The organism is Pantoea sp. QMID4, assembly GCF_030270445.1.
GTDB lineage: Bacteria > Pseudomonadota > Gammaproteobacteria > Enterobacterales > Enterobacteriaceae > Pantoea > Pantoea vagans.
This window is the reverse complement of the sequence record NZ_BSXL01000006.1, coordinates 277,237-299,769: the sequence shown is the minus strand read 5'-3', so window position 1 is coordinate 299,769 and position 22,533 is coordinate 277,237. Positions and strand designations below refer to the sequence as shown.

At 56.3% G+C, this 22,533-nt stretch carries 17 protein-coding genes and 2 pseudogenes; 9 read left to right on the top strand and 10 right to left on the bottom strand.

All coding sequences use genetic code 11. The features are described from left to right. Positions 1 to 43 precede the first annotated feature (43 nt). On the top strand, positions 44 to 1,366 hold the full coding sequence (locus QSK07_RS15560; protein ID WP_285721898.1) for a methyl-accepting chemotaxis protein: 1,323 nt from the start codon (positions 44 to 46) through the stop codon (positions 1,364 to 1,366). A 153-nt stretch (positions 1,367 to 1,519) separates the two neighbouring features. On the opposite strand, the gene QSK07_RS15555 is transcribed toward QSK07_RS15560, so the two are convergent. The 3 genes and pseudogenes from QSK07_RS15555 to QSK07_RS15545 all read right to left on the bottom strand — a co-directional run bounded on the left by QSK07_RS15555 (position 1,520) and on the right by QSK07_RS15545 (position 4,492). Next, positions 1,520 to 1,720, bottom strand: a complete 201-nt coding sequence (locus QSK07_RS15555) for a hypothetical protein (protein ID WP_275219569.1) — start codon at positions 1,718 to 1,720, stop codon at positions 1,520 to 1,522. A gap of 93 nt (positions 1,721 to 1,813) precedes the next feature. Beyond that, complete coding sequence (locus tag QSK07_RS15550) at positions 1,814 to 2,308, bottom strand: MarR family winged helix-turn-helix transcriptional regulator (RefSeq protein WP_013357655.1); 495 nt, start codon at positions 2,306 to 2,308, stop codon at positions 1,814 to 1,816. A gap of 640 nt (positions 2,309 to 2,948) precedes the next feature. Next, positions 2,949 to 4,492: pseudogene (locus QSK07_RS15545) on the bottom strand (methyl-accepting chemotaxis protein). 604 nt (positions 4,493 to 5,096) lie between these two features. On the opposite strand from QSK07_RS15545, the gene QSK07_RS15540 reads away from it, so the two are divergent. Continuing rightward, positions 5,097 to 6,653, top strand: coding sequence for a putative bifunctional diguanylate cyclase/phosphodiesterase (locus QSK07_RS15540; RefSeq protein WP_285721897.1), 1,557 nt, complete (start codon positions 5,097 to 5,099; stop codon positions 6,651 to 6,653). 77 nt (positions 6,654 to 6,730) lie between these two features. Here QSK07_RS15540 and QSK07_RS15535 read toward each other — a convergent pair whose 3' ends face one another. Continuing rightward, positions 6,731 to 7,804 carry a porin gene (locus QSK07_RS15535; protein WP_285721896.1) on the bottom strand — a complete coding sequence of 358 codons (1,074 nt, stop codon included), beginning with the start codon at positions 7,802 to 7,804 and terminating at the stop codon, positions 6,731 to 6,733. Positions 7,805 to 8,732: 928 nt separating this feature from the next. Here QSK07_RS15535 and QSK07_RS15530 point away from each other — a divergent pair. From QSK07_RS15530 to spy, 6 genes are all read left to right on the top strand, one after another. After that, positions 8,733 to 9,953: an aspartate aminotransferase family protein gene (locus QSK07_RS15530; RefSeq protein WP_285721895.1), complete on the top strand. Its 1,221-nt coding sequence runs from the start codon at positions 8,733 to 8,735 to the stop codon at positions 9,951 to 9,953. Further along, a complete protein-coding gene (astA, locus tag QSK07_RS15525) occupies positions 9,950 to 10,981 on the top strand; it encodes an arginine N-succinyltransferase (RefSeq protein ID WP_098050773.1) in 1,032 nt (343 codons plus the stop codon). The genes QSK07_RS15530 and astA overlap by 4 nt, the downstream gene beginning before the upstream one ends. Further along, positions 10,978 to 12,447, top strand: a complete 1,470-nt coding sequence (astD, locus tag QSK07_RS15520; protein WP_285721894.1) for a succinylglutamate-semialdehyde dehydrogenase — start codon at positions 10,978 to 10,980, stop codon at positions 12,445 to 12,447. Before astA ends, astD begins: the two co-directional genes overlap by 4 nt. Then, positions 12,444 to 13,772 carry an N-succinylarginine dihydrolase gene (gene astB, locus QSK07_RS15515; protein ID WP_285721893.1) on the top strand — a complete coding sequence of 443 codons (1,329 nt, stop codon included), beginning with the start codon at positions 12,444 to 12,446 and terminating at the stop codon, positions 13,770 to 13,772. Before astD ends, astB begins: the two co-directional genes overlap by 4 nt. 50 nt (positions 13,773 to 13,822) lie before the next feature. Then, the gene (astE, locus tag QSK07_RS15510; RefSeq protein WP_285721892.1) at positions 13,823 to 14,818 is read left to right on the top strand and encodes a succinylglutamate desuccinylase; all 996 of its coding nucleotides are present in this window, start codon (positions 13,823 to 13,825) and stop codon (positions 14,816 to 14,818) included. A 308-nt stretch (positions 14,819 to 15,126) separates the two neighbouring features. Further along, a complete protein-coding gene (spy, locus tag QSK07_RS15505; RefSeq protein ID WP_098050769.1) occupies positions 15,127 to 15,621 on the top strand; it encodes an ATP-independent periplasmic protein-refolding chaperone Spy in 495 nt (164 codons plus the stop codon). A 72-nt stretch (positions 15,622 to 15,693) separates the two neighbouring features. Here spy and cho read toward each other — a convergent pair whose 3' ends face one another. From cho to QSK07_RS15485, 4 genes and pseudogenes are all read right to left on the bottom strand, one after another. After that, on the bottom strand, positions 15,694 to 16,554 hold the full coding sequence (gene cho, locus QSK07_RS15500) for an excinuclease Cho (protein ID WP_098050768.1): 861 nt from the start codon (positions 16,552 to 16,554) through the stop codon (positions 15,694 to 15,696). Between the two features lie 67 nt (positions 16,555 to 16,621). Then, a pseudogene (gene yddG, locus QSK07_RS15495) lies at positions 16,622 to 17,512 on the bottom strand (aromatic amino acid DMT transporter YddG). A 60-nt stretch (positions 17,513 to 17,572) separates the two neighbouring features. Beyond that, complete coding sequence (nadE, locus tag QSK07_RS15490; protein ID WP_013357668.1) at positions 17,573 to 18,397, bottom strand: NAD(+) synthase; 825 nt, start codon at positions 18,395 to 18,397, stop codon at positions 17,573 to 17,575. 118 nt (positions 18,398 to 18,515) lie between these two features. Beyond that, positions 18,516 to 19,718 (bottom strand): multidrug effflux MFS transporter, encoded by a 1,203-nt coding sequence (locus QSK07_RS15485; protein ID WP_098050766.1) that lies wholly within the window; start codon positions 19,716 to 19,718, stop codon positions 18,516 to 18,518. Between the two features lie 303 nt (positions 19,719 to 20,021). Here QSK07_RS15485 and osmE point away from each other — a divergent pair, with 303 nt between their 5' ends. Continuing rightward, the gene (osmE, locus tag QSK07_RS15480) at positions 20,022 to 20,357 is read left to right on the top strand and encodes an osmotically-inducible lipoprotein OsmE (protein WP_010245718.1); all 336 of its coding nucleotides are present in this window, start codon (positions 20,022 to 20,024) and stop codon (positions 20,355 to 20,357) included. Positions 20,358 to 20,423: 66 nt separating this feature from the next. Here the strand turns inward: osmE and QSK07_RS15475 are convergent, their stop codons facing one another. Next, on the bottom strand, positions 20,424 to 20,813 hold the full coding sequence (locus tag QSK07_RS15475; RefSeq protein ID WP_285721891.1) for a DUF6515 family protein: 390 nt from the start codon (positions 20,811 to 20,813) through the stop codon (positions 20,424 to 20,426). Between the two features lie 188 nt (positions 20,814 to 21,001). Continuing rightward, positions 21,002 to 22,393: an L-cystine transporter gene (locus QSK07_RS15470; protein ID WP_285721890.1), complete on the bottom strand. Its 1,392-nt coding sequence runs from the start codon at positions 22,391 to 22,393 to the stop codon at positions 21,002 to 21,004. Between the last annotated feature and the right edge of the window lie 140 nt (positions 22,394 to 22,533).

The following is a 22,533-nucleotide window of genomic DNA, read 5'->3' as shown; positions in this document are numbered from 1 at the left end:
ATGCCGATAACAGGAGCAATTCCACCGCTTACTGGTACTGCTGATGCGCCTGAGTTTACTGAAATATCTTGTTCCTTCTTTTCTCCGTCAGCGTGGCCTGCACGCCGCCGCGTCATTCCGATCGCTGGGGCGCGCTATGCCCGTGATTGAGTTCACGCCTGAAGGCATTATTCAGAGAGCCAGCCCGCTATTTCTGGCGGCCATGGGATACCGGGCGGACGAAATTGTCGGTCAGCACCACAGCATGTTCTGTCCGCCCACGCTGGTGAACTCGCCAGAATATCGCCGTTTCTGGCAGAGGCTGGCGGCAGGTGAAAGCTTCAGTGATAAATATCTGCGGCTGGCTAACGGCATGCGGCCAGTCTGGCTGGAGGCGAGCTATATTCCGGTGACTGACCGGCGCGGACGGGTATTCAGGATCGTGAAAATAGCCGCTGATATTTCAGAGAGAATGCAGTCATCACTGGAGCAGGCGTCGCTCATCAATGCAATCAGCCGTTCCATGGCCGTCATCGCCTTTAGCCCTGATGGCCACGTGCTGGAGGCAAATGATAACTTCCTTGAGGCTACCGGTTATCAGGCTGCCGAAGTCATAGGAAAGCATCACCGGCTTTTCTGTTCAGATGCGCTCTCTCAGAGTGAGGAGTACCGGCAGTTCTGGTTGAGGCTGAATCAGGGCGAGTTCTTTTCGGGCCAGTTTCCCCGCCTTAACCGGCGTGGCGAACCGCTCTGGCTCAGGGCCACTTACAATCCGGTATTCAACAGCGATGGACAGCTTACTAAAATTGTTAAGTTCGCCACCGATGTGACGGAACAGGTACTTCGTAATCAGCAGGAATATGACGCGGCGTTAAATGCCTGGAACATGGCTATCCAGACGCGGGGAAGTGCACAGGCGGGCGCGGATGTTATCGACAGCAGCATTCAGATGATCAGCCGGATTGCTGAAGAGATGAGCGTGGTGTCGGCAGATGTGACGCGTCTGAACAGCCAGTCTGACAGCATTGATGGCATGGTTGAAACCATCCGGCGCTTTGCCATGCAGACACGCCTTATTGCACTGAACGCCGCTATTGAAGCGGCGCGGGCAGGCACGTCGGGCCGCAGCTTTGCCGTCGTCGCGGCAGAAGTCCGCAGCCTGGCGGCCAGCGTCAGCAGTGCGACCGAGGAGATTGAGCGGGTGGTAGCAGGGAATAATCAACTGGCCAGAGAGGTGCTGCGGGGAATTGAAACTTCGCTGGCGAACACCGGTCAGGGGGTACTGCTGATGCGTGAGGCAGGGGAAGTGATAGCCAGCATTCAGAAAGATTCAGAGCGGGTAGAAAGCGCCGTCAGAGACGTTGCCCGGGTGGCGCATAGCGAATAACGACGTCTGAACCGGCCGGATAAACAGGGCCGGTGAATGCGTGGCCCTGAAGAACAGAGATTCATTGGGCCAGGTCCGGCGTTTATACGAACAGGAGAATAAGGAACGGCGGTTGTGACGATTATCTGATCAGCGCCGCTCAGCCTGGCAGGGTCAGTTAACTAGTTTCGTCACGACACGAACGGCTCTGGCATAGACTTCTCTCTGACCGTTGACTGATCGCGCTTCCTGTTGTTTCAGGAACGCAATGATTTCCTGTATGCCTGCCGTCTTGCCTGACTTCAGCAGGCTGGAAACAGCCTGTCCTACCACGGCATGGACATCATCCATATCCGCGGATTTATCGGTACTCAAAAGAAACTCCGGGGCAGCAATTCCGCTGAAAAGCATCTGAACGGGCAACGCGTCGGTGATTCAGACTGCCCGCACGTTTATCAAAAGCCAGCATCATGGCAGGGCCTTAAGCAGTTTTTCCCGCAGCGTGGCAACCTGGGTCGTCAGTTCACCAAGCTCACTGCAGGCGGTATCCATTACGGAGATCATATCGGCCGGGACGCCCGCCGCCGCGACTTTGAGCTGGTGACCCTGTTCCGTCAGGGAGACCACAACCCGGCGCTCATCCTTCCCGGTGTCACGCTGGCGACAGATGATGCCTGCGCTCTCCAGCCGCTTCAGAAGCTGACTGAGCGTGCCGGAATCCAGCCGGACGCGTGCGCCAATATCGGAGACGGTCAGGCCATCTTTTTCCCACAGCACCAGCAGTACCAGATACTGCGGATAGGTCAGCCCCAGCGGTTTCAGCCGCGACTGATAGAGCTTTGTCATGGCGAGCGATGCGGAGTAGAGCGCAAAGCAGAGAAACTGGTCGATGGTTTCAGGCGCTGCACTGGCGGGAGATGTATCAGCGATCCCCGCGGTTTCATCATTCATATCTTTACTCATTCTGAGTCCGGGGCAGGAGAGCCAGACCACCGGCGGCTTGTCAGCCCTGAAGTCTTGCTAAGCGTGTATCGGGAAGATGCGGACTGCGGCAGCATCTCTTGTCGGGTGTCAGACACCCAACTTTCAGGCGCTTTCGCGGCGAGAGGAAAAGCCGCTGGCTGCGCCTCCGGGTGAAAGGTGGCTCAGTATTGAATCAAATTAAATTGAAGTCAACATAACCGGGCGTAGCGCCTGGAACACAACGTGCGCCAGGGGCAATACGGCTAAGATTCGCCGCAATTTTTCAGTCTTTAACGCAGAAATAAATGCCGCACACTGTCAGCGCTGCGCGGTCATCGGGTAATGCCTGTGCAGCACAGAAAGTTATCCATGACCGCAATCATTCTTCCCACCGCCAGCAGGTCAGCGGCCAGTAGCAGGCCGGTGCGCACCCGTTTATCCATCAGGGCGCGGTCACTCAGGTGCGCCTGAATCCGGCTCTAAAGCCCGGTCAGATGTATCCAGTTATTGGCGAAGGTATCCACGCTCAGTTACTCTCCTTCGCTGAGCTGCAGCAGCAGAATATCTGCATCCTGTTTTAGCCCGCCGATACGGCTGATAAGGTCAGCCGTATCGGCGAAACAGTGTCCGCCGGGAGGGTTCATACGGTGAAGGTCCCGACCAGGCCACGCAGGTCGCGCGCCCGTGCCAGCAGGGACTGTGACGCAGAAGAGGACTCTTCTACCAGCGCGGCGTTATTCTGCGTGACGCCGTCCATCTGACTCATCGCAATGCTGACCTGAGAAATGCCCTGCATCTGCTCACCGGAGGAGAGTGAAAGGTGGTCCATGGCATCGGCCAGTTCACCTACGCGGCTGACAATTTTCAGGATGCGCTCACCCGTTCCTGCGGCCACCGTGACACCTTCCTCGACCTGCGTGACCGCCTGCTCAATCAGCTGCCTGATGTCGCGTGCCGCAGTGGCGCTGCGCTGGGCCAGCGAGCGGACTTCACCCGCCACCACGGCAAATCCGCGACCGTCTTCCCCGGCACGTGCTGCTTCTACTGCGGCGTTAAGCGCCAGAATATTGGTCTGGAAAGCGATGCCCTCAATCACCGACGTAATGTCACGCACCCGCACGGCACTCAGTGAAATGTCATGCATGGTTTCTCACAGGCGCTGAACATCCGCTTCGCCTGCATGGGCCAGTGTGGCAGCCTCGCGTGCTGAACCCGCCGTCTGATGCGCGCCCGCCGCATTGCTTTTTACTGTGGCAGTAAGCTGCTCCATGCCGGCTGCGGCTTCCTGCAGCGCAGCAGCCTGCTGCTCGGTACGGGATGAGAACTCACTGTTGCCCTGGGAAATCTCATCGGCCGCCAGCGCCACTGAAGCGGAAGCATCCTTGATTTGCGTTACCAGCTCGCGCAGATTGGTCTGCATACCGCGTAACGAAGCAAGCAGACTGGTGTTGTCGCCACGTCGCAGCGTAACCACGGAGGTGAGATCGCCAGCCGCGATCGCGGCAGCCAGCGTCTGTACCTGAACAGGTTCGCCGCCCAGCTGACGCATCAGCATACGCACAATTAACGCGCAGGTAGCGACCGTAGCCAGCACGGAGATCGCTGCCAGGATGATCAGTATCCAGGTGGTGCGGGCGATAGCGTTCCCGTTTTCCACCACCGCATCCCGGCTGTTGCGCATCTCAAGCTCAGTCAGATCGTTGATCGCGTTAAGCAGAGTCTGCTGCGCAGGACGCGCTACGGTTAACAGATAGTCGGTAACCTCCTGCTGACGGTTTTCCAGCCCGAGTTTCCCGGCGTTCATCAGGGTAGCTAGCGCGGCCTCTTCGGCAGATTCAATTCTGCTCATCGCCTCGCGTCCCGCGGGGCCGGCATCAGTCTGCATCATGCGCGACAGCGCTTCACGATTGTTGATGTAAAGCGCCCGCTGTTTTAGCAGACGTTCCCATTCTGGCTTCATCGCAACAGGTCGGTCATCAGGGCCAGGTTACGCACCGCAATGGCCATAACACGCACGCCGCCACGCATATCCAGCACGGTCTGGTACTTTTTCAGCCGGACATTGACCACCTCGTCCATGCTATTACGGGCGCTGTTCAGCGCCTGAATCGCGGTACCGGCACAAATAATAAACAGCAAAATCAGCAGGCCAAAACGTGCGCTAAGGCGCGTTGAGATTTTCATCGATCTTCCGGAAGCGTTCGTTGGGTAACCCGGTATCGGCAGCCGGAGAGGGTTCTGTAGGGTTGCACTTAACTAAATTGAGTGCTATTTAGTTTTGTGCGATAAAAGTATGCGTTGCCGGAATGTCTCCCATGTAATCAGACCGCCGGTGATAAATAAAAAAGTGTCATGCTTCCAGGCTTCGTCACGCAAATTTGCGCAACGACTTACGTCAGCGGATGACGATTCAACCTATTGTTAATGAATGATTTAACCGCCCTTTCATGGTGTATCCTGACGCACTGTGCGGTGTTCCGCCTTCCTGTCACATGACCCGTTGAAACCGTCATAATGCATAAATATAACCGGACTGGCCTGTTAATCTGGCCGTTGCTGCCGATAGAACACTCATCGATATTGATGACGTAACCGGCACGCGCCGCGCCGCGCAGGTCTTCTGTTGTGCTGGCGCGAGGCGGTGAGAACGCGTGATTTCTATGATCAGAAATAGCGGAGGGGTGATGATCGTCGGCAGTTAAGCTGACAGGCTATGAGACATACACCCCGGATTTTTACTGATAATTAAAACAACACTCTGACACTCTCCATCACCGGGAATGAACGCATGCGCCTGAAACTTTTCTGGCTCGCAGTGCTGAATATTGCGACCATCATTTTACTCTCCATACTGTGGGAATTCGGGCTTGAGGCGCGGGTTTCCAGCCTGCTGGGCCTGGGCTACGATCCCGGTTTCGAAACCAGCGAGCGGGTGCGGTTTATCCTGACTGCGACTGCATTTGCCGGGCTGGCAATGATTATCCCGGCGCTGATTATCGTGAATCTGATCCGCAAATCGCTGAGAGCAGAAAAAAATGCACTCAGGCTGGCCGGCACGGATGCGCTGACCGGCGTGATGAATCGTCGGTCATTCACCTCACACCTTACGGCGCTGAATACCGGAGAGATGCCTTACACCCTGACGCTGCTCGACATCAATGATTTCAAGAGTATCAATGACCTGAACGGTCATCGCCAGGGTGACGCCACGCTGGTTGCGCTGGCCGGGCTGCTGACCACCTCAGCGGGCACGCAGAGCCAGGTGTTTCGCATTGGTGGGGATGAGTTTGCTATCGTAACCGCGGTGCCCCAGGCTGAGCAGGCGCTGGCCGCCGCTGAAAGTCTCTGTCAGCATGCGGCATCCATCCGGACCGGCCCGCATACCTTCCTCAGTCTCTCCGCAGGCATTGCCAGTTCAGCCTGCACGGGGCAGGCCGATGTGGTACGGGCGGCGGATCTGGCGCTGTACGAAGCTAAACAGAACACGCGTTCTCATCTGGCGCGGTTCACACCAGACATGGAGTTGCGCTTTCGCCAGCGGGAAAGGCTGGAGCAGGAAGTCGTTGCTGCCGTCAGCGGCCACGCCATCGTTCCCTTTCTGCAGCCACTGGTGTCGCTGCGAAGCGGAAACATTACCGGCTTTGAAATACTGGCACGCTGGATCACCGCGTCGGGGCAGACGGTTTCACCCGCCGAGTTTCTGCCGGTGGTGGAACGGCTGGGGCTGATGGACAGCATGACCGTGGCGCTGCTGCAGGATGCGGTCAGTGCAACACGGGCATGGCCCGCCGGGCTCTGCCTGTCGCTGAACATTACCCCGGAGCAGTTGCTGAGACCGTCGCTAACCACCTGTCTGTCCCGCATCATGCAGCATGCCGGACCGGTCATGCTGGAACTGGAGATCACGGAACAGAACGTCATGGCCATCTCTGATGATGCCCGCGAAGCGATCCGCCTGCTGAAAGAGGCCGGTATCGGCGTGGTACTGGACGATTTCGGCACTGGCTATTCCAATCTCTCCGTATTGCTGGGGCTGGGTATTACCAAAATCAAAATTGATCAGACGTTTATTGCCGGAATTGTGACCGGGTCGGAGCAGCGTAAAGTCGTGGAAACGCTGCTGGCGCTCTGTCAGGGGCTGAATGTGGTTATTACGGCAGAGGGCATCGAGGATGTCGCTACGCTGCGGTGGCTGAGAAAACGCGGCTGTGATTATGGTCAGGGGTATCTTTTCAGCCGTCCGGTGCCTGCCGGGCAGGCAACCACGCTGCTGGCATCGGCCAACGTGGAAGAGCTGATGCAGGAAGAGGCCGTGGCGGTTAACGTAGTCAGGGCGCTGGGCTAAAACCGGCGTGAGAACGGATTATGGCTGGCGTGAGTCAGTAAACAGGCCCGGCAGGAAGCGCCGGGCCTGTTGTCTCATCAGAACTGGTAAATCAGACCCAGCGCGGTGATGTCGTCGGTCGCCAGACCGAGCGGGTTGTTATCTTTCAACAGGTTGATGCGGTATTCACCATAGACCGACATATTCTTGTTGAAATAGTAAGTGGCACCCACGGCGGTGTACTTAACAATGTCGGCATCGCCGATATTTTCAATCTCTTTACCCTTCGATGAGACGTAACCCACGGATGGACGGAAGCCGTTCAGGAACTGATACTGTGCCACGGCTTCAAAGTTTTGCGCTTTGTTGGCAAAGCCACCGCTGATCGGCGTGGCGTTCAGGGTTTCGCCGTACATTGCGGCCAGATAAACCTGGTTCGCATCATATTTGACTGAGGTTGCCCAGTGCTGGGCTTTTTCGCCTTCACCGCGTGCGGCAGCGTTCTGCGACGTGGTGCGATCCAGGCTGGCAAATGCGCCAGCGAAGCTCAGGCCGAAATCGAAGTCATAAGATGCGGAGAGGGCAAAACCATCGCCATTCGAACGACGCACGCCGTCGATGTTACTGCTGCGGTCGTTTTTACCCTGATACTGTGCAGCAAGATTTAACCCGTCTACCAGACCAAAGAAATCACTGTTACGCCAGGTCAGCACGCCAGTTGAGCGGCCAGAGAGGAAGGCGTCGGTATAACCTGAATCGCCGCCGAAGAACGGCAGCATATCGGTGTAACTCAGCGCGTCATAGACCAGGCCATAGTTACGTCCGTAATCCAGCGCACCGGCCTTACCAAATTTCAGGCCAGCATAGCCCAGACGGGTACGGTTGGTGGCCTGTGCGTCACTGCCTTCGGAGTTGTGAAGGCTGTACTGATACTGCCAGAAGCCATAACCGGTGAGCTGATCGGTAATCTTCGTCTCGCCCTTAAAACCAAAACGGGCATAAGAAGAGGTATCACCGTTGTTGTTATCGTCGTCAGAAAAGAGGTGTGACACGTTAATCTTGCCGACCAGGTCCAGCTTATTGCCATCCTTGTTATAAATTTCTGCGGCCTGTGCGGAAGAAAGACCGATCAGTAACGGCATAATAGCCGTCAGTAAAGTGCGCTTCATCATTTAATTATTACCCTGTATTCATTAATTATTATTCCCCTGATGCGGGGTGAAATGAAAATGACACAAAAAGTTAAAATTACAAAGCGCAATAAAAGTAACAAAATGTGATGTCTATATTCAACTAATGAATAATAGCGGGGAAAAGAAGATTAAATGACAGGGTAATAAGATTTTCTTCTAATAAAAAACTCAGGAGAAATAGTGTAAAATTGATTTATTATCAGTAAATTAGTTATAAAAAACACACTTTAATGCATAAGTTAACTGTATAAAATTAAATCAGATTACTCCCTGCATTAATTATAGTGACTTTTATGAAAGTGATAATTCCACAAGGATTCACTTCTAATCATTAGTCTGCATATTAATATCTGTTCATCTTTTCTGAAATATTATTTCCCGCCCGATAATCACGTCAGAAATAATCTGCGTGACACTGATTAAAGTGTCATCACATTGTTCATTAATTAATCGATAATAGATGGGGAAATTAATCCGGCCGGCGTGATAAATGAAAATAGTTTGTTAATTTTTGCTAATTAGCGCTCTTGGTTCAGGCGAAATACGGCGACCATCGCTGCACCAGTGAGAGGCAAGCTGCGCTAAAACAGGGCAGGAAAAGGGTTTTTATGGAGAGATAGTTTATCAGCGATCACAAAAGCGATATTTCATCCCGCGGATGCATAATTCTGCTGTTTAAAACCCGGCTTTGCCGCTGCAATCAGACAACTATTCACTATATATGCAAATAAAGTGAATATCGTTAGCTCCTAACTCGTTGATATTACGTCGTGATGACCATTTTATGCATTAATTCTCTGGCTGGCACGTTAACTGCACTCTACAGTAGGGCTGCACTACAACATCCTTTAACAATTTTAAAACATAAGCTTTACCTGGCCGGTAAACTAAAGCAGGAGAATGGGTTATGGCACTGCACGTTTCACGTCACGATTTCGATCAATGGATGATGCCGGTTTATGCACCTGCGACCTTTATACCGGTTCGCGCAGAAGGCTCTACCGTCTGGGATCAAAACGGTAAAGATTACATCGACTTTGCCGGTGGCATCGCTGTTAATGCGTTAGGGCATGCGCATCCGGCGTTACAGCAGGCGTTGCAGCAACAGGCCGCACGGTTATGGCACACCGGTAATGGCTACACCAACGAACCGATCCTGCGACTGGCGAAGCAGTTGATCGACGCCACCTTTGCAGACCGGGTGTTCTTCTGTAACTCCGGCGCGGAAGCAAACGAAGCAGCGCTGAAACTGGCGCGCAAAGTGGCGCATGACCGTGCTGGCCCGCATAAAAGTGGCATCGTGGCGTTTAAGAATGCATTTCACGGACGCACCCTGTTTACCGTCTCAGCCGGTGGTCAGCCCGCCTACTCAAAAGATTTTGCGCCGTTGCCGCCTGAGATCCAGCATGCACCGTTTAACGATCTGGCTGCAGCCGCTGAAATGATTAATGACCATACCTGCGCCGTAATTGTTGAACCAATTCAGGGCGAGGGCGGCGTGCTGCCTGCCGATCCGGCGTTCCTGCGTGGACTGCGTGAACTCTGTGATAAGCATCAGGCCGTGCTGATTTTTGATGAAGTGCAGAGCGGCGTGGGCCGTACCGGTTCGCTTTACGCCTATATGCATTATGGCGTCACGCCGGATGTCCTCACCAGTGCCAAAGCGCTGGGCGGCGGCTTCCCGATTGGTGCGATGCTGACCCGCGACGATCTGGCCTTGGTGATGGGCGTCGGTACCCATGGCACCACCTATGGCGGCAATCCGCTGGCGGGTGCGGTTGCCGGTAAAGTGATGGAGCTGATTAACCAGCCTGACATGATGGCGGGTGTCACGCAACGTCATGAGTGGATTGTCGCGGCCCTGGATGAGATCAATCAGCGCCTGCATCTGTTTAAAGAGGTGCGTGGTCTGGGTCTGCTGATTGGCGCGGTGCTCAGTGACGACTTTGCCGGTAAAGCCAAAGAGATCAATCTGGCCGCCGCTGAAATGGGCGTGATGGTGCTGATTGCCGGGGCTAACGTGGTACGTTTTGCCCCCGCCCTGAATATCAGTGAGCAGGAAGTGAAGCTCGGCATGGCACGCTTTGCTGAGGTATGTGAGCGTCTGGTTCGAGGGTCCGCATCATGATGGTAATCCGTCCGGTTGAACGCGATGATTTAAGCCAGCTGATGGCGCTGGCCGGTAAAACCGGCGGCGGGCTGACCTCGCTGCCCGTTGATAGCGCCACGTTACAGGCGCGTATCGATCGATCGCTGCAGACCTGGGAGGATTCACTGCCACGCGCTGAGCAGGGCTATGTCTTTGTGCTGGCTGACAGTAAAGATAACCGTGCCGTGGGCATCTGCGCCATTGAGGTAGCGGTCGGCCTGCAGGATCCCTGGTACAACTTTCGCGTCGGCACTCAGGTGCACGCGTCGAAAGAGCTGAATGTCTATGCTGCGCTGCCCACGCTGTCGCTGAGTAACGATCATACCGGCAGCAGTGAACTCTGCACGCTGTTCCTCGATCCTGACTACCGTGACGGCAAAAACGGCTATCTGCTGTCGAAGTCCCGCTTCCTGTTTATGGCCAGTTTCCGTGAACGCTTCACCAATCGGGTGGTGGCTGAGATGCGTGGCGTCAGCGATGAGCAGGGCCATTCACCGTTCTGGGAGAGCGTCGGCAGCCGTTTCTTCTCAATGGAATTCAGCAAAGCCGATTTTCTTAGCGGCACCGGCCAGAAGTCCTTTATTGCGGAGCTGATGCCGAAGCATCCGCTCTACATCGACTACCTGACGCCAGAGGCGCAGGCCGTCATCGGACAGGTGCATCCACAAACCGCTCCTGCCCGTGCCGTGCTGGAGGCGGAGGGCTTCCGCTACCTCAATTATGTCGACATTTTTGATGGCGGCCCGACGCTGGAGTGCGATATCGACCACATTCGCGCCGTACGCAAAAGCCGTCTGCGCAGCGCAGAACCGGGCGAAAATCCGGCTGATGCGCCGCTTTGCCTGGTTGCCAATAACCATTACCGCCAGTTCCGTGTGGCGCTGATCCCGGCCCATGCCGACAGCGACAGCGTGCAACTCACGGATGAACAGATGCGGGCGCTCCACTGCCAGCCGGGCGATAGCCTGCGCGTGGTGACGCTCTTCAAAGAGGAGAAAACAGCATGACGCACCTGATAGAGGGAGAATGGCTGAGCGGCGACGCGGAGATCCTGACGAAAGCGGATCCGGTCAGCGGCGAGACGCTATGGCAGGGCCAGGCTGCATCGGCCGCGCAGGTCACGTCGGCCTGTGACGCGGCGCGCGCCGCCTTTCCGGCCTGGGCCAGACGCCCGCTGGCGGAACGGCAGGCGATCATAGAGAAATTTGCCGCCGGGCTTGAAGCGCACAAAACAGAAATGGCAGAAACCATCGCCCGTGAAACCGGCAAGCCGCGCTGGGAAGCGCTGACTGAAGTCGGCGCGATGATCAATAAAATCGGCTTTTCGGTGAAGGCGTACCATAGCCGCACCGGTGAGCAGCATGAAGGCGAAAGCTCGCTGCGCCATCGTCCGCATGGGGTACTGGCGGTATTTGGTCCCTATAACTTCCCCGGTCATCTGCCAAACGGGCATATCGTGCCGGCGCTGCTGGCGGGTAACTGCGTGGTTTTTAAACCCAGTGAACTGACGCCGCTGACCGCCGAAAAAACGATTGAGATCTGGCTGGCGGCGGGCCTGCCAGCTGGCGTACTGGCGCTGTTGCAGGGTGGACGTGAAACCGGTCAGGCGCTGGCTACCTGTAGCCAGATTGATGGCCTGCTGTTTACCGGCAGCGCTCACACCGGCTATCAACTGCATCGCCAGTTTGCCGGTCAGCCTGAGAAGATGCTGGCGCTGGAAATGGGCGGCAATAACGCTCTGATTGTAGAAGACCCTGCTGAACTGGATGCGGCCGTCAACATCACGTTGCAGTCCGCCTTTATTACCGCCGGTCAGCGTTGCACCTGCGCCCGGCGTCTGCTGGTTAAACGCGGCGAGGTGGGTGATGCCTTTCTGCAGCGGCTGGCTGAAGTGACGGGGCGACTGCAACCGGCCGCCTGGAATGCTGAGCCGCAACCCTTTATGGGCAGCGTGATCTCCACCGGCGCGGCAGAGAAGATTATGGGTGAGTGGCAACGTCGGGTGGCGGCGGGTGGCGAAGTGCTGCTGGCGATGCGCTGGCCGGATCGCCACAGCGCCATACTGACGCCAGGCATTATCGATTTAACCGGTGTGCAGGGCATCCCGGATGAAGAGGTCTTTGGCCCGCTGCTGGGCGTCGTCCGCTATGACACCTTTGATGAGGCGATTACGCTGGCGAACCAGACCCGTTACGGCCTGTCGTGCGGATTAATCTCGCCTTCACGCCAGCAGTTTGATCAACTGCTGCTGGAAGCACGCGCCGGTATCGTCAACTGGAACAAACCGCTGACGGGCGCAGCCAGTACGGCACCGTTTGGCGGCATTGGCGCGTCGGGCAACCATCGCGCCAGCGCCTGGTATGCGGCGGATTACTGTGCCTGGCCGATGGCCTCACTGGAGACACCGGACCTGACGCTGCCCGCCACGCTGTCGCCGGGCCTGGATTTTTCTGCGCCGGAGAAAACATCATGAAGGCAACAGAAGCCAACTTTGATGGGCTGGTGGGATTAACCCACCACTATGCCGGGCTGTCGTTTGGTAACGAAGCCTCAACCCGTAACCAGCTGCAGCCCTCGAATCCCCGTCTGGCGGCAAAGCAGGGGTTGCTGAAAATGAAAGCGCTGGCCGATATGGGCTACGTGCAGGGCGTGATCCCGCCACATGAGCGGCCCAATATTGCGGCGCTACGCCAGCTCGGATTCAGCGGCAGCGATGAGCAGGTGCTGGCGGCAGCCGGGAAAACCGCGCCGGGATTACTCTCCGCCTGCAGCTCCGCGTCGGCGATGTGGGTCGCCAATGCCGCTACGGTTTCGCCGTCCGCGGACAGCCTGGATGGCCGGGTTCACCTGACGGTGGCAAATCTTAACAACAAATTCCATCGGGCAATGGAAGCGCCGGAAACGGCCTGGCTGCTGCGTTCCATCTTCCGCGACGACGGCCATTTTGCCGTACATGATGCGTTGCCGCAGGTGGCGATGTTTGGTGATGAAGGGGCGGCTAACCACAACCGGCTCGGCGGGAGCTATGGAGAGCGCGGCGCGCAGCTGTTTGTCTATGGCCGCGACAGCATCCATGAGGGCAACGCTCCGCAACGTTACCCGGCGCGGCAGACCCGTGAGGCCAGCGAGGCAGTGGCCCGTCTGCATCAGCTTTCACCCGAAAGCGTGCTTTTCGCGCAGCAGAATCCTGCCGTGATCGATCAGGGCGTATTTCATAACGATGTGATTGCGGTCAGCAACCAGCAGATGCTGTTCTGTCATCAGCACGCCTTTGTTAATCAGCCTGAACTGCTGGCGCAGCTTCGGGCGCGCGTGCCCGGCTTTGTGGCACTGGAAGTACCGGCAGATCGGGTCTCGGTAAAAGAGGCGGTAGAGACCTATCTGTTTAACAGCCAGCTGCTCAGCCGTCCCGACGGCAGCATGATGCTGGTGCTGCCGGAAGAGTCACGTCAGCATCCGGGTGTCTGGCGCTATCTGTGCGAACAGGTCGAAGGTGACACGCCACTGAAAGCCCTGAAGGTGTTTGATCTGCGCGAAAGCATGTATAACGGGGGAGGCCCGGCCTGCCTGCGTTTGCGGGTGGTGCTGACGCCTCAGGAGCAGCAGGCAGTCAATCCGGCGGTGCTGATGAACGACAGACTCTTCAATACGCTGAATCACTGGGTTGACCGTCACTACCGCGATCGCCTGACCCAGGCCGACCTGGTCGACCCGCAATTGCTGCGTGAGGGACGTGACGCGCTGGATGAACTGACGAAGCTGCTAGACTTAGGAAATGTATATGCATTTCAGCAGTGACGGAGGGGGCAGTTCAGGCTGCCGCCTGCTCAGGGCGAAAAGGAGGAACGATGCAGGATTTTTTACAGCAAACGCTCTCCGGCGAAGTACCGCGTAAGCGTAGTGGTGAAACGGCGCATCTTCGCTGGCAGTGGTTGTATCACGGCATACTGTTAATGGAGCCAACGGTGCCGGTTAAACAGGCACTGGTGCTTTCCGCCGGGATTCACGGTAATGAAACCGCCCCGGTTGAAATGGTGAACCAGCTGATTAATTCCCTGCTGCGCGGCGAAAAACCGTTGCAGCAGCGCATGCTGGTGATTCTGGGTAACCCGTCAGCGTTGCGGGCTGGCAAGCGCTATGTGCGCTATGACATCAACCGGCTGTTTGGCGGACGCTGGCAGCAGATTGATGATGGCGATGAGGCCCGCCGCGTGCTGCGGCTGGAGCAGACGCTGGAAACGTTCTGGCAGCTGGGCGAGTGCGATGAGACGCGCTGGCATCTCGACATGCACACGGCGATTCGCGGCTCTTACCATCCTCAGTTCGGCGTGATGCCGCACAACGAGCGCCCCTGGCCGCCCGGATTTCTTGACTGGCTGGCCGCAGCCGGTCTGGAAGCGTTGGTATTTCATCGTGCGCCGGGCGGCACCTTTACTCATTTCAGCTGCGAGCACTTCGGTGCGGCCAGCTGCACCCTGGAACTGGGCAAAGCGCTGCCGTTTGGCGAGAACGATCTCAGTCAGTTCAGTGCGGCACAGCAGGCGCTGGCATCGTTACTTTATGGTGAAGCCATGCCGGTCACGACGGTTAAGCCGCGCCATTATCGGGTCGCGCAGCAGATCACCCGGCTGAGTGAGCACTTTACGCTGCATATGTCGCCGGAAACGCTGAACTTTACCGCCTTTCCACAGGGGACATTGCTGGCCGAAGATGGCAACACTCGTTATTACGTGCAGCAGGCACGGGAATATGTGCTGTTCCCGAACCCCAACGTAGCAGCCGGGTTACGTGCCGGACTGATGCTGATAGAAGAGGGCGAACAGACCCAGGCGTTGCCGGTCTGATGCCTGAAGTTACCGGCGCCGTTCATCGGTGCTAAAAAATCGGCAGGAAAAGCGGGAGAGAGCCTTCCGCTTTCCTGTCGTAACCATTACACTCCTCCATGATTTCTGCGAAATTCGCTGTAAATACATAAACGTTTTCAATTCCTCACGCCTTTCTTCTTATTCTCTTCATGATTGCCCGATTTTTATCTTTTATGCTTTCATGGCTTTACTCAGACTCTGAGTAGTTGACGTTCAGCATCGTATGCTTGTTTCCGAAGACGCGACAGAGTGCTGTCGTCATTATCATGAATTATAAGGACACGATTATGCGCAAACTGACTTCCCTTTTACTGGCTTCTTCGCTGGCGTTTGGTGCAGCCACCGCCGTCCATGCTGCTGCCGATAACCTGACTCCACCGCCAGCAGGCAGCGAAAAAGCAATGCACAAACCGCCAATGCGTCATGGCCCGGAGATGATGTTTAAAGGTCTGAACCTGACCGACGCGCAGAAAACGCAGATGCGCGACATCATGAAAGAGAGCCACAAAGATATGCAGCGTCCATCGCTGGATGAGCGTCGCGCAGCCCACAGCATTATTGCCTCTGACAGCTTTGACCAGAGCAAAGCAGAAGCGCAGGCAGAAAAAATGTCCGCCAATGCGAAAGAGCATGCGCTGAAGATGCTGCAAACGCAGAACAAGCTCTATAACGTGCTGACGCCGGAGCAGAAAAAACAGTACAACGCGAACTTTGAAAAGCGTCTGACTGAGAAAGGCCCGCACGAAGGAAAAATGGCACCGCCAGCAGAACCGGCTGAATAACTTTAATTAAGCCAATGGCCTGAGACCGCCGACGCTGTCCACTGATATAAGTGGGCAGCATCGGCGGTTTTTTTATAGCGGCAGAATAGGGTAGGCACCCGACAGAATCGGGCGGCAGAGAATTTTGTAGCCGTCGTGATCAAAACCGCCTTCCGGGCGCTGCAGTTTTCTGGCTTCATCCATACTGCTGACCGAACCGAGATAGAACCAGTGGTCGATGACGTGGATCTGCGTCATCTCTTTGCCTTCCTCCACCAGACCTACGGCCCCTTGCCAGGGCCAGCAAAAGACCCGGACATTCTCCAGCGCTTCCAGCAGACGATCCTGATGATCGCTGACCGGCTCTTTACCGCAGCAGGCACCGGCGCAGCGGCGCAGTGCCGAACGGAAGCAGCCTCGTCCCGCACTCAGCGCTTCCAGACCCAGCAGGCCATGACAGAGCTGATACTCATCTGCAAGCTGCTTCAGCCGTTCAAGGGCGGCAAAGCGACTGCGATAGAGGCCAAACAGGTTGGGAGACTGGCTGAAATCGAGATCTTTTGCGTAAACCACATTTGGTTTGCCATCGGTAATCTGCAGCGAACAGAGCTGCCGGTTTTTGCGCAGTCGCTTATTAAACAGCGGTTGCTGTGTTTTTATCATCTGCGCTTCCAGCAGCAGTGCGCCGAGATCGCCTGCGGTAGGGATCCAGCTAACACGCCGCGACTGACGCAGCATTTTCGCCTCGTCCGGGGTGCGAAAATGGGACATCACCCGTGAACGCAGATTCACACTTTTACCGATATAGAGCGGGAGTGACTCACTCTCGCCATGAAAGGTATAGACGCCAGGATGATTCGGCAGGCCTTCCAGCCATTCACGCAGGTGTTCAGGATATTGATAAATTGTATTCGCGTCGGGTTCGGGGCGAAGAATGGCAGTACGTCTGGCCAAAATGGACTCCACTTACTGGTTGTCCATACAGCATAACAGGCAGGTGAAATGATCGCCAGCCGTCTGGTTAAAGACGCCGTGTTGCCAGCCAGCAGATCAGCGAATCCAGGGTAATCATCGCGGCCCCCTGCCAGAAGGCCAGTGCCGGCGTCAGGCCGAGCCATAGCGACCCCTGCAGGGCCGACAGCACGGGTGTGAAATACGAGGCAGTGGCCAGCAGCGTCAGGTTGCCCTGCTGAATCCCATGGTTCCAGGCGGAGTAGGCGATGGCGGTAGAGAGGCCGACAAACAGCATCTCCAGCAGTGGTATCAGTGCAAATGTCATCGGCGCAGAATGACCGCTGAAGGCATATTTGATCCACAGCGCCAGCACGGTCAGAATAAAAAACAGCGTAACGCCGTTCGAGTCCCGGGCAAAGCGGCGGGTAACGTTGTTGTAGAGCGCCCAGGTCAGGGCGACAATAAAGGCGAGTGCATAGGCGACAGGATTACGCAGCATGTTCTGCCATAGCAGCGCAGGCGAGCTGCTGCCGCTACCTTTCATCACCCAGACGATCCCCAGCAGCGACAGTAGCAGTCCGGGCCAGAGCCAGACGCGGAAGCGTTGCTGATTAAATGGAATAGCCAGCACGATGGTGAGGCAGGGCCAGAGATAGTTAATCATTCCCAGCTCCAGCGACTGACTGCGATCGCTGGCCAGCCCGATAGCCAGCGCCAGAGAGATTTCGTAGCCCACGAAGAGAGTGCCGCTCAGCTATAAATAGATTGCAGGCATTGCGCCGGGCTTTGGCAGGCCGCGGGTCAGGCAGAGCAACATGGCGGTGGTGCTGTAGATCAGCGCCGCACCGCCAGTGGCACCAAAAGCTTCACTGACGCTGCGCAGCAGGCCAACGGTGGTGCTCCAGAGCAGAATGGCGATAAGCCCGATAAGGGTGGCGCGCGAAACGGTGGCAGGCATACAGCGATCAACATGGTGAGTGAGAGAAGCCTCCCTTGCCGGGGCAAAGGAGGCGCGGGATTACTTCCAGAAATCGTCAAATACCGTGATCGGCGGGCGACGTTTGTGCTCAGTTTTCAGATACCAGCCTTCGATGATGCGGGCGTTATCAGGATTGATGGTTTTCCCTTCCAGATAATCATCTATCATCTCGTAGGTGACACCCAGCGCCACTTCATCCTGCAGGCCGGGACGATCATCTTCCAGATCGGCAGTCGGCTTCTTCAGGTAGAGATGTTCCGGACAGCCAAGATGCTTCAGCAGCTGTTTGCCCTGACGCTTGTTCAGGCGAAACAGCGGGTTGATGTCAGTGCCGCCATCGCCATACTTGGTGAAGAATCCGGTGACCGCTTCCGCCGCGTGATCGGTCCCAACCACTACTCCTTTGGTCATGCCGGCGATGCTATATTGCGCTTTCATTCGCTCGCGCGCTTTTTCATTGCCGCGCACGAAGTCGGAAAGCGTGATACCCGCGTCTTTTAGCGCGCGCTCACTGGCCAGCACTGACTCTTTAATATTGACCACCAGCGAACGGTCAGGCTTGATGAAAGCCAGCGCGTCCTGACAATCCTGCTCATCCGCCTGCACACCATAGGGCAGACGCACGGCAATGAAGGTATAGTCGTTGTCACCGCTCTCCTGACGCAACTCGCTGATCGCCGTTTGCGCCAGCTTACCCGCCAGCGTTGAATCCTGACCGCCGCTGATCCCCAGTACCAGCGTTTTCAGTCCGCTGTGGCGTTTCAGGTAGGCTTTAAGAAAATCGACGCTGACACGCACTTCCTGGTCGGCGTCGATAGCGGGTTTCACACCCAGTGCTTCAATAATTTCCTGCTGCAGTGACATGAACTTCTCCTCAGGTCAGTGGCCTGTCGGCTCGATGCGAACGTTTTAATAAAGCTAACGTGCCTTCGTCAAAACAACAAGCTTAAGCGGCAACTGATTACGGCTTAACGTTGCGAAATCAGTGAGTTTTTACCTGCGGCAGCGGTTTTTTTGCCAGCAGGCTGAACATCAGAATTGCCATCATAAAGCAGCCGAAAATGGTGGCACACATGCTCAGTACCGAGGTGCCGCCGATGCCGGTGATCGGCACGGTAATCGCGCCCAGCGTGAACATGGTGACGCCAATCACTGCAGAGGCGCTGCCCGCGCGGTGGCCCTGACTCTGCATCGCCAGTGATGAGGCGGTGGTGGCGATCACGCCATTACTGGCGATGGTGAAGAACAGTGCGACCAGCAGCAGTGCCAGCGGTGCATGGAACAGCGCGGACAGCAGCAGCAGGCTGGAGGCGACAAAGGCCAGCGTCAGTCCGCCTTTCAGCACCCGATACTCGCCCCAAAGCGGACAGAGACGGGCGCTGGTCTGCGAGGCAATGATCAGACCAAATCCGTTGGCCGCAAAGCAGAAGCTGAAGGCCTGAGGTGACAGACCATAGAGCTGCTGCAGCACAAACGGTGAGGCACCGATGTAGGCGAACATCCCGGACATCATAAAGCCCTGCGTCAGGCAGAAGCCCATAAAGGGGCGATGGGTTATCACCTGACCCAGCGCGGCGTAAGCGGAGAAAATCGATCCTTTACTGCGCCGCTCTTCTGGCAGCGTTTCATGCAGCTTCCAGCGTGCCAGCAGGATCAGCAGAATGGCAATGCCGCCCAGAACCATAAAGATGCCGCGCCAGTTGACTATCGTCATCAGCACACCGCCCAGTACCGGTGCACCAATCGGGGCCAGACCGTTGACCAGCATCAGCAGCGCGAAGAAGCGCGTCAGTTCATGACCGCTATACATGTCACGCGCAATCGCCCGTGACAGCACGGCGCCGCCCGCACCCGCTAACCCTTCAAACAGTCGTGCCAGCAGCAGCTGGTTAATATCCTGCGCCAGCGCACAGCCCATCGAGGCGATAAACAGCAGCACCAGTGACAGGGTCAGCGGGCGCAGGCGACCAAATTTATCGCTCATCGGGCCAAACAGCAGCTGGCCAACGCCCAGACCCAACAGACCGGCGGTCAGACTCAGCTGCGCGGTTGCGGTTTCAGTGTGCAGGTCCTGTGCCATTTGTGGCAGTGCAGGCAGATAGAGGTCGATGCAAAGCGGGCCCAGTGCGGCCAGCAGGCCGAGCGTAATGGCGTAAACCAGGCGGTTAGAGTGTACAGGGGTCATTTATCCTCGAAGTCGTCAGCGGTGGGGTGAACAGAAAGCGGGCAAGGCAGTAAATTTCAGAGACCCGTAACACCGCTATCACACTGATCAACGCCCTGACTGATGAGGGCCGATGAGTCTGAAAACGAATCGCTACAGGGTGTCTGTTTTGCAGGGAAGTATACGTCTGCGTTGACAGCAAAACAGCCTTCTTTACGATATCCTGACATTTGCCATGCCACAAATTGTTGCTCATAAACTTGATAAATCAGCATTTATGTTCCAGGCTTGTTCCCACATGGACAATCAATGAGGAACAACAAGATGAATAAAGTGATGGGATGTATCGCTGCAGCGCTGACGCTGGCTGCACTGTCTGGTTGTACGACTTACGATCGTGCTGAAAGCTACGTGACTAAGCCAGTCGTTAAGGATGTTAAAAAAGGTATGACCCGCGATCAGGTTCGTCAGATCGCCGGTACGCCGTCTACTGAAATCACCATGGTTCACGCGCGCGGTACCTGCCAGACTTACGTACTGGGTCAGCGCGACGGTAAAGCACAGACTTACTTCGTGAGCTATAACGACACTGGCCGTGTCATGAACTACGGCTTCCAGAGCTGTGCGGAATATGACACCGATCCGCAGGTTCAGCAGTAATATGTAGCCCTCCTGAATAGCAAACGGCCCGTCTTCATGACGGGCCGTTTTTCGTTGCGGCGCGGACTACAATCCCGCCGGACGCGGCACCTCAACATAATCACCGTCTATCTGCCGCTGGTAGTAGTGGCCGTCCTGCACATAGAAACGTTTACCATTAAAGTCGAGTACGCGCATTTCACTGCTGACCCGCGACTCTGCTGGCGGCTCGACCACCACATACTCTTCGCCATGACGCTGATAATAACTGCCATTCAGCAGGTAGTAGGTCAGTCCGCCAATCAGCACCGCGGTAGCGGCTTCAGGTAGAAAACGCACCGGGCCAGGACCGCCCCAGTGGGGACCGGGTCCGCCATGTCGGCCCCATCCATCCGGGCCCCAGTCGCCAGGGTGGGCGAAAGCCAGCGCGGGCGTCAACAGCGCCAGCGTCAGAAGCGAGGCAATAATTTTTTTCATCGGATGTCCTCCTCATAAGACTGGATGCAGAATTCGCTTTTTACCGGGTAAAGACAAGCACTAAAGCGGCAATTTTTCGCCTGTTTACCATGCTTAACGCTTTCTTAACGGCGTCGCCATCAATGGGGCGGATTATGGAGAGGAAGGGCGGAAATAACCTGGCGCGGGCGCGCCAGGTTTACAGCAGATTAACGGTGCACCAGCTCGGGGTTGTTGTCACTTTCCAGTACGCGCTTATCGGTCAGACTTAACCAGCGGCTGGTCAGGGAACCGGCGGTCATGGAACCGTTGACGTTCAGTGCTGTACGACCCATATCAATCAGCGGCTCAATGGAGATCAGCAGCGCCACCAGGGTAACAGGCAGGCCCATCGCAGGCAGAACAATCAGGGCGGCAAAGGTGGCACCGCCGCCGACACCCGCCACACCTGCAGAGCTTAGCGTGACGATCCCGACCAGGGTTGCAATCCACAGCGGGTCAAACGGATTGATCCCGACGGTTGGCGCAACCATCACGGCCAGCATGGTCGGATAGAGACCGGCACAGCCGTTCTGACCAATAGTGGCACCAAAGGATGCCGCGAAGCTGGCAATCGACTCCGGCACGCCAAGACGACGGGTCTGCGTCTCTACGCTCAGCGGAATGCTCGCTGCGCTGGAGCGGCTGGTGAAGGCGAAGGTGATAACCGGCCACACTTTACGGAAGAAGCGCAGCGGGTTGATGCCATTCACCGACAGCAGCAGGGCATGAACACCGAACATGATGGCCAGACCGAGGTAAGAGGCGACCACAAAGCTGCCCAGCTTGATGATGTCCTGCAGGTTTGAACCGGCAACCACTTTGGTCATCAGCGCCAGCACACCATATGGCGTCAGTTTCATCACTAAACGCACCAGTTTCATAACCCACGACTGCAGCGTGTCGATTGCGACCAGCACGCGCTGACCTTTCACTTCATCATCTTTCAGCAACTGCAGGGCAGCCACACCCAGGAAGGCGGCAAAGATGACGACGCTGATAATTGAAGTTGGATTAGCGCCGGTCAGATCGGCAAACGGGTTTTTCGGGATAAAGGAGAGCACCAGCTGTGGCACGCTCAGGTCAGAGACCTTGCCAACATAGTTGCTCTGGATCGCACTCAGACGCGCGGTTTCCTGCACACCCTGTACCAGACCTTCCGCGCTCAGACCAAACAGGCCGGTCACGAAGACGCCGACCAGCGCGGAAATCGCGGTGGTAAACAGCAGTACGCCAATGGTCAATATACTGATTTTCCCCAGCGAAGAGGCGTTATGCAGACGGGCTACCGCACTCAGAATAGAAACGAATACCAGCGGCATCACCACCATCTGCAGCAACTGGACATAGCCATTACCGACGATGTTAAACCAGCTGATAGACTCTTTTACCACTGCGCTGTTTTCGCCGTAGATCAACTGCAAAACCAAGCCGAACAGCACGCCGATCACCAGACCGGTCAGCACTTTTTTCGACAGGCTCCAGTTCTGACGGCTGAAGCGAGAGAGCAATACCAGCAGCACCACAAAGGCCACGATATTGAGCGTAAGAGGAAGGTCCATACTGAAACTCCGGAGTAATGCGGCTTTCCCACCCGGGAAAGCCGCATAATGTTAATCACGAATTAAGGCAGCGGGAATGGTAACAGCAGGCGGAGAGGGTGCCTTATATCCAAATGGCATGGTTTATAACTTAATGGCGT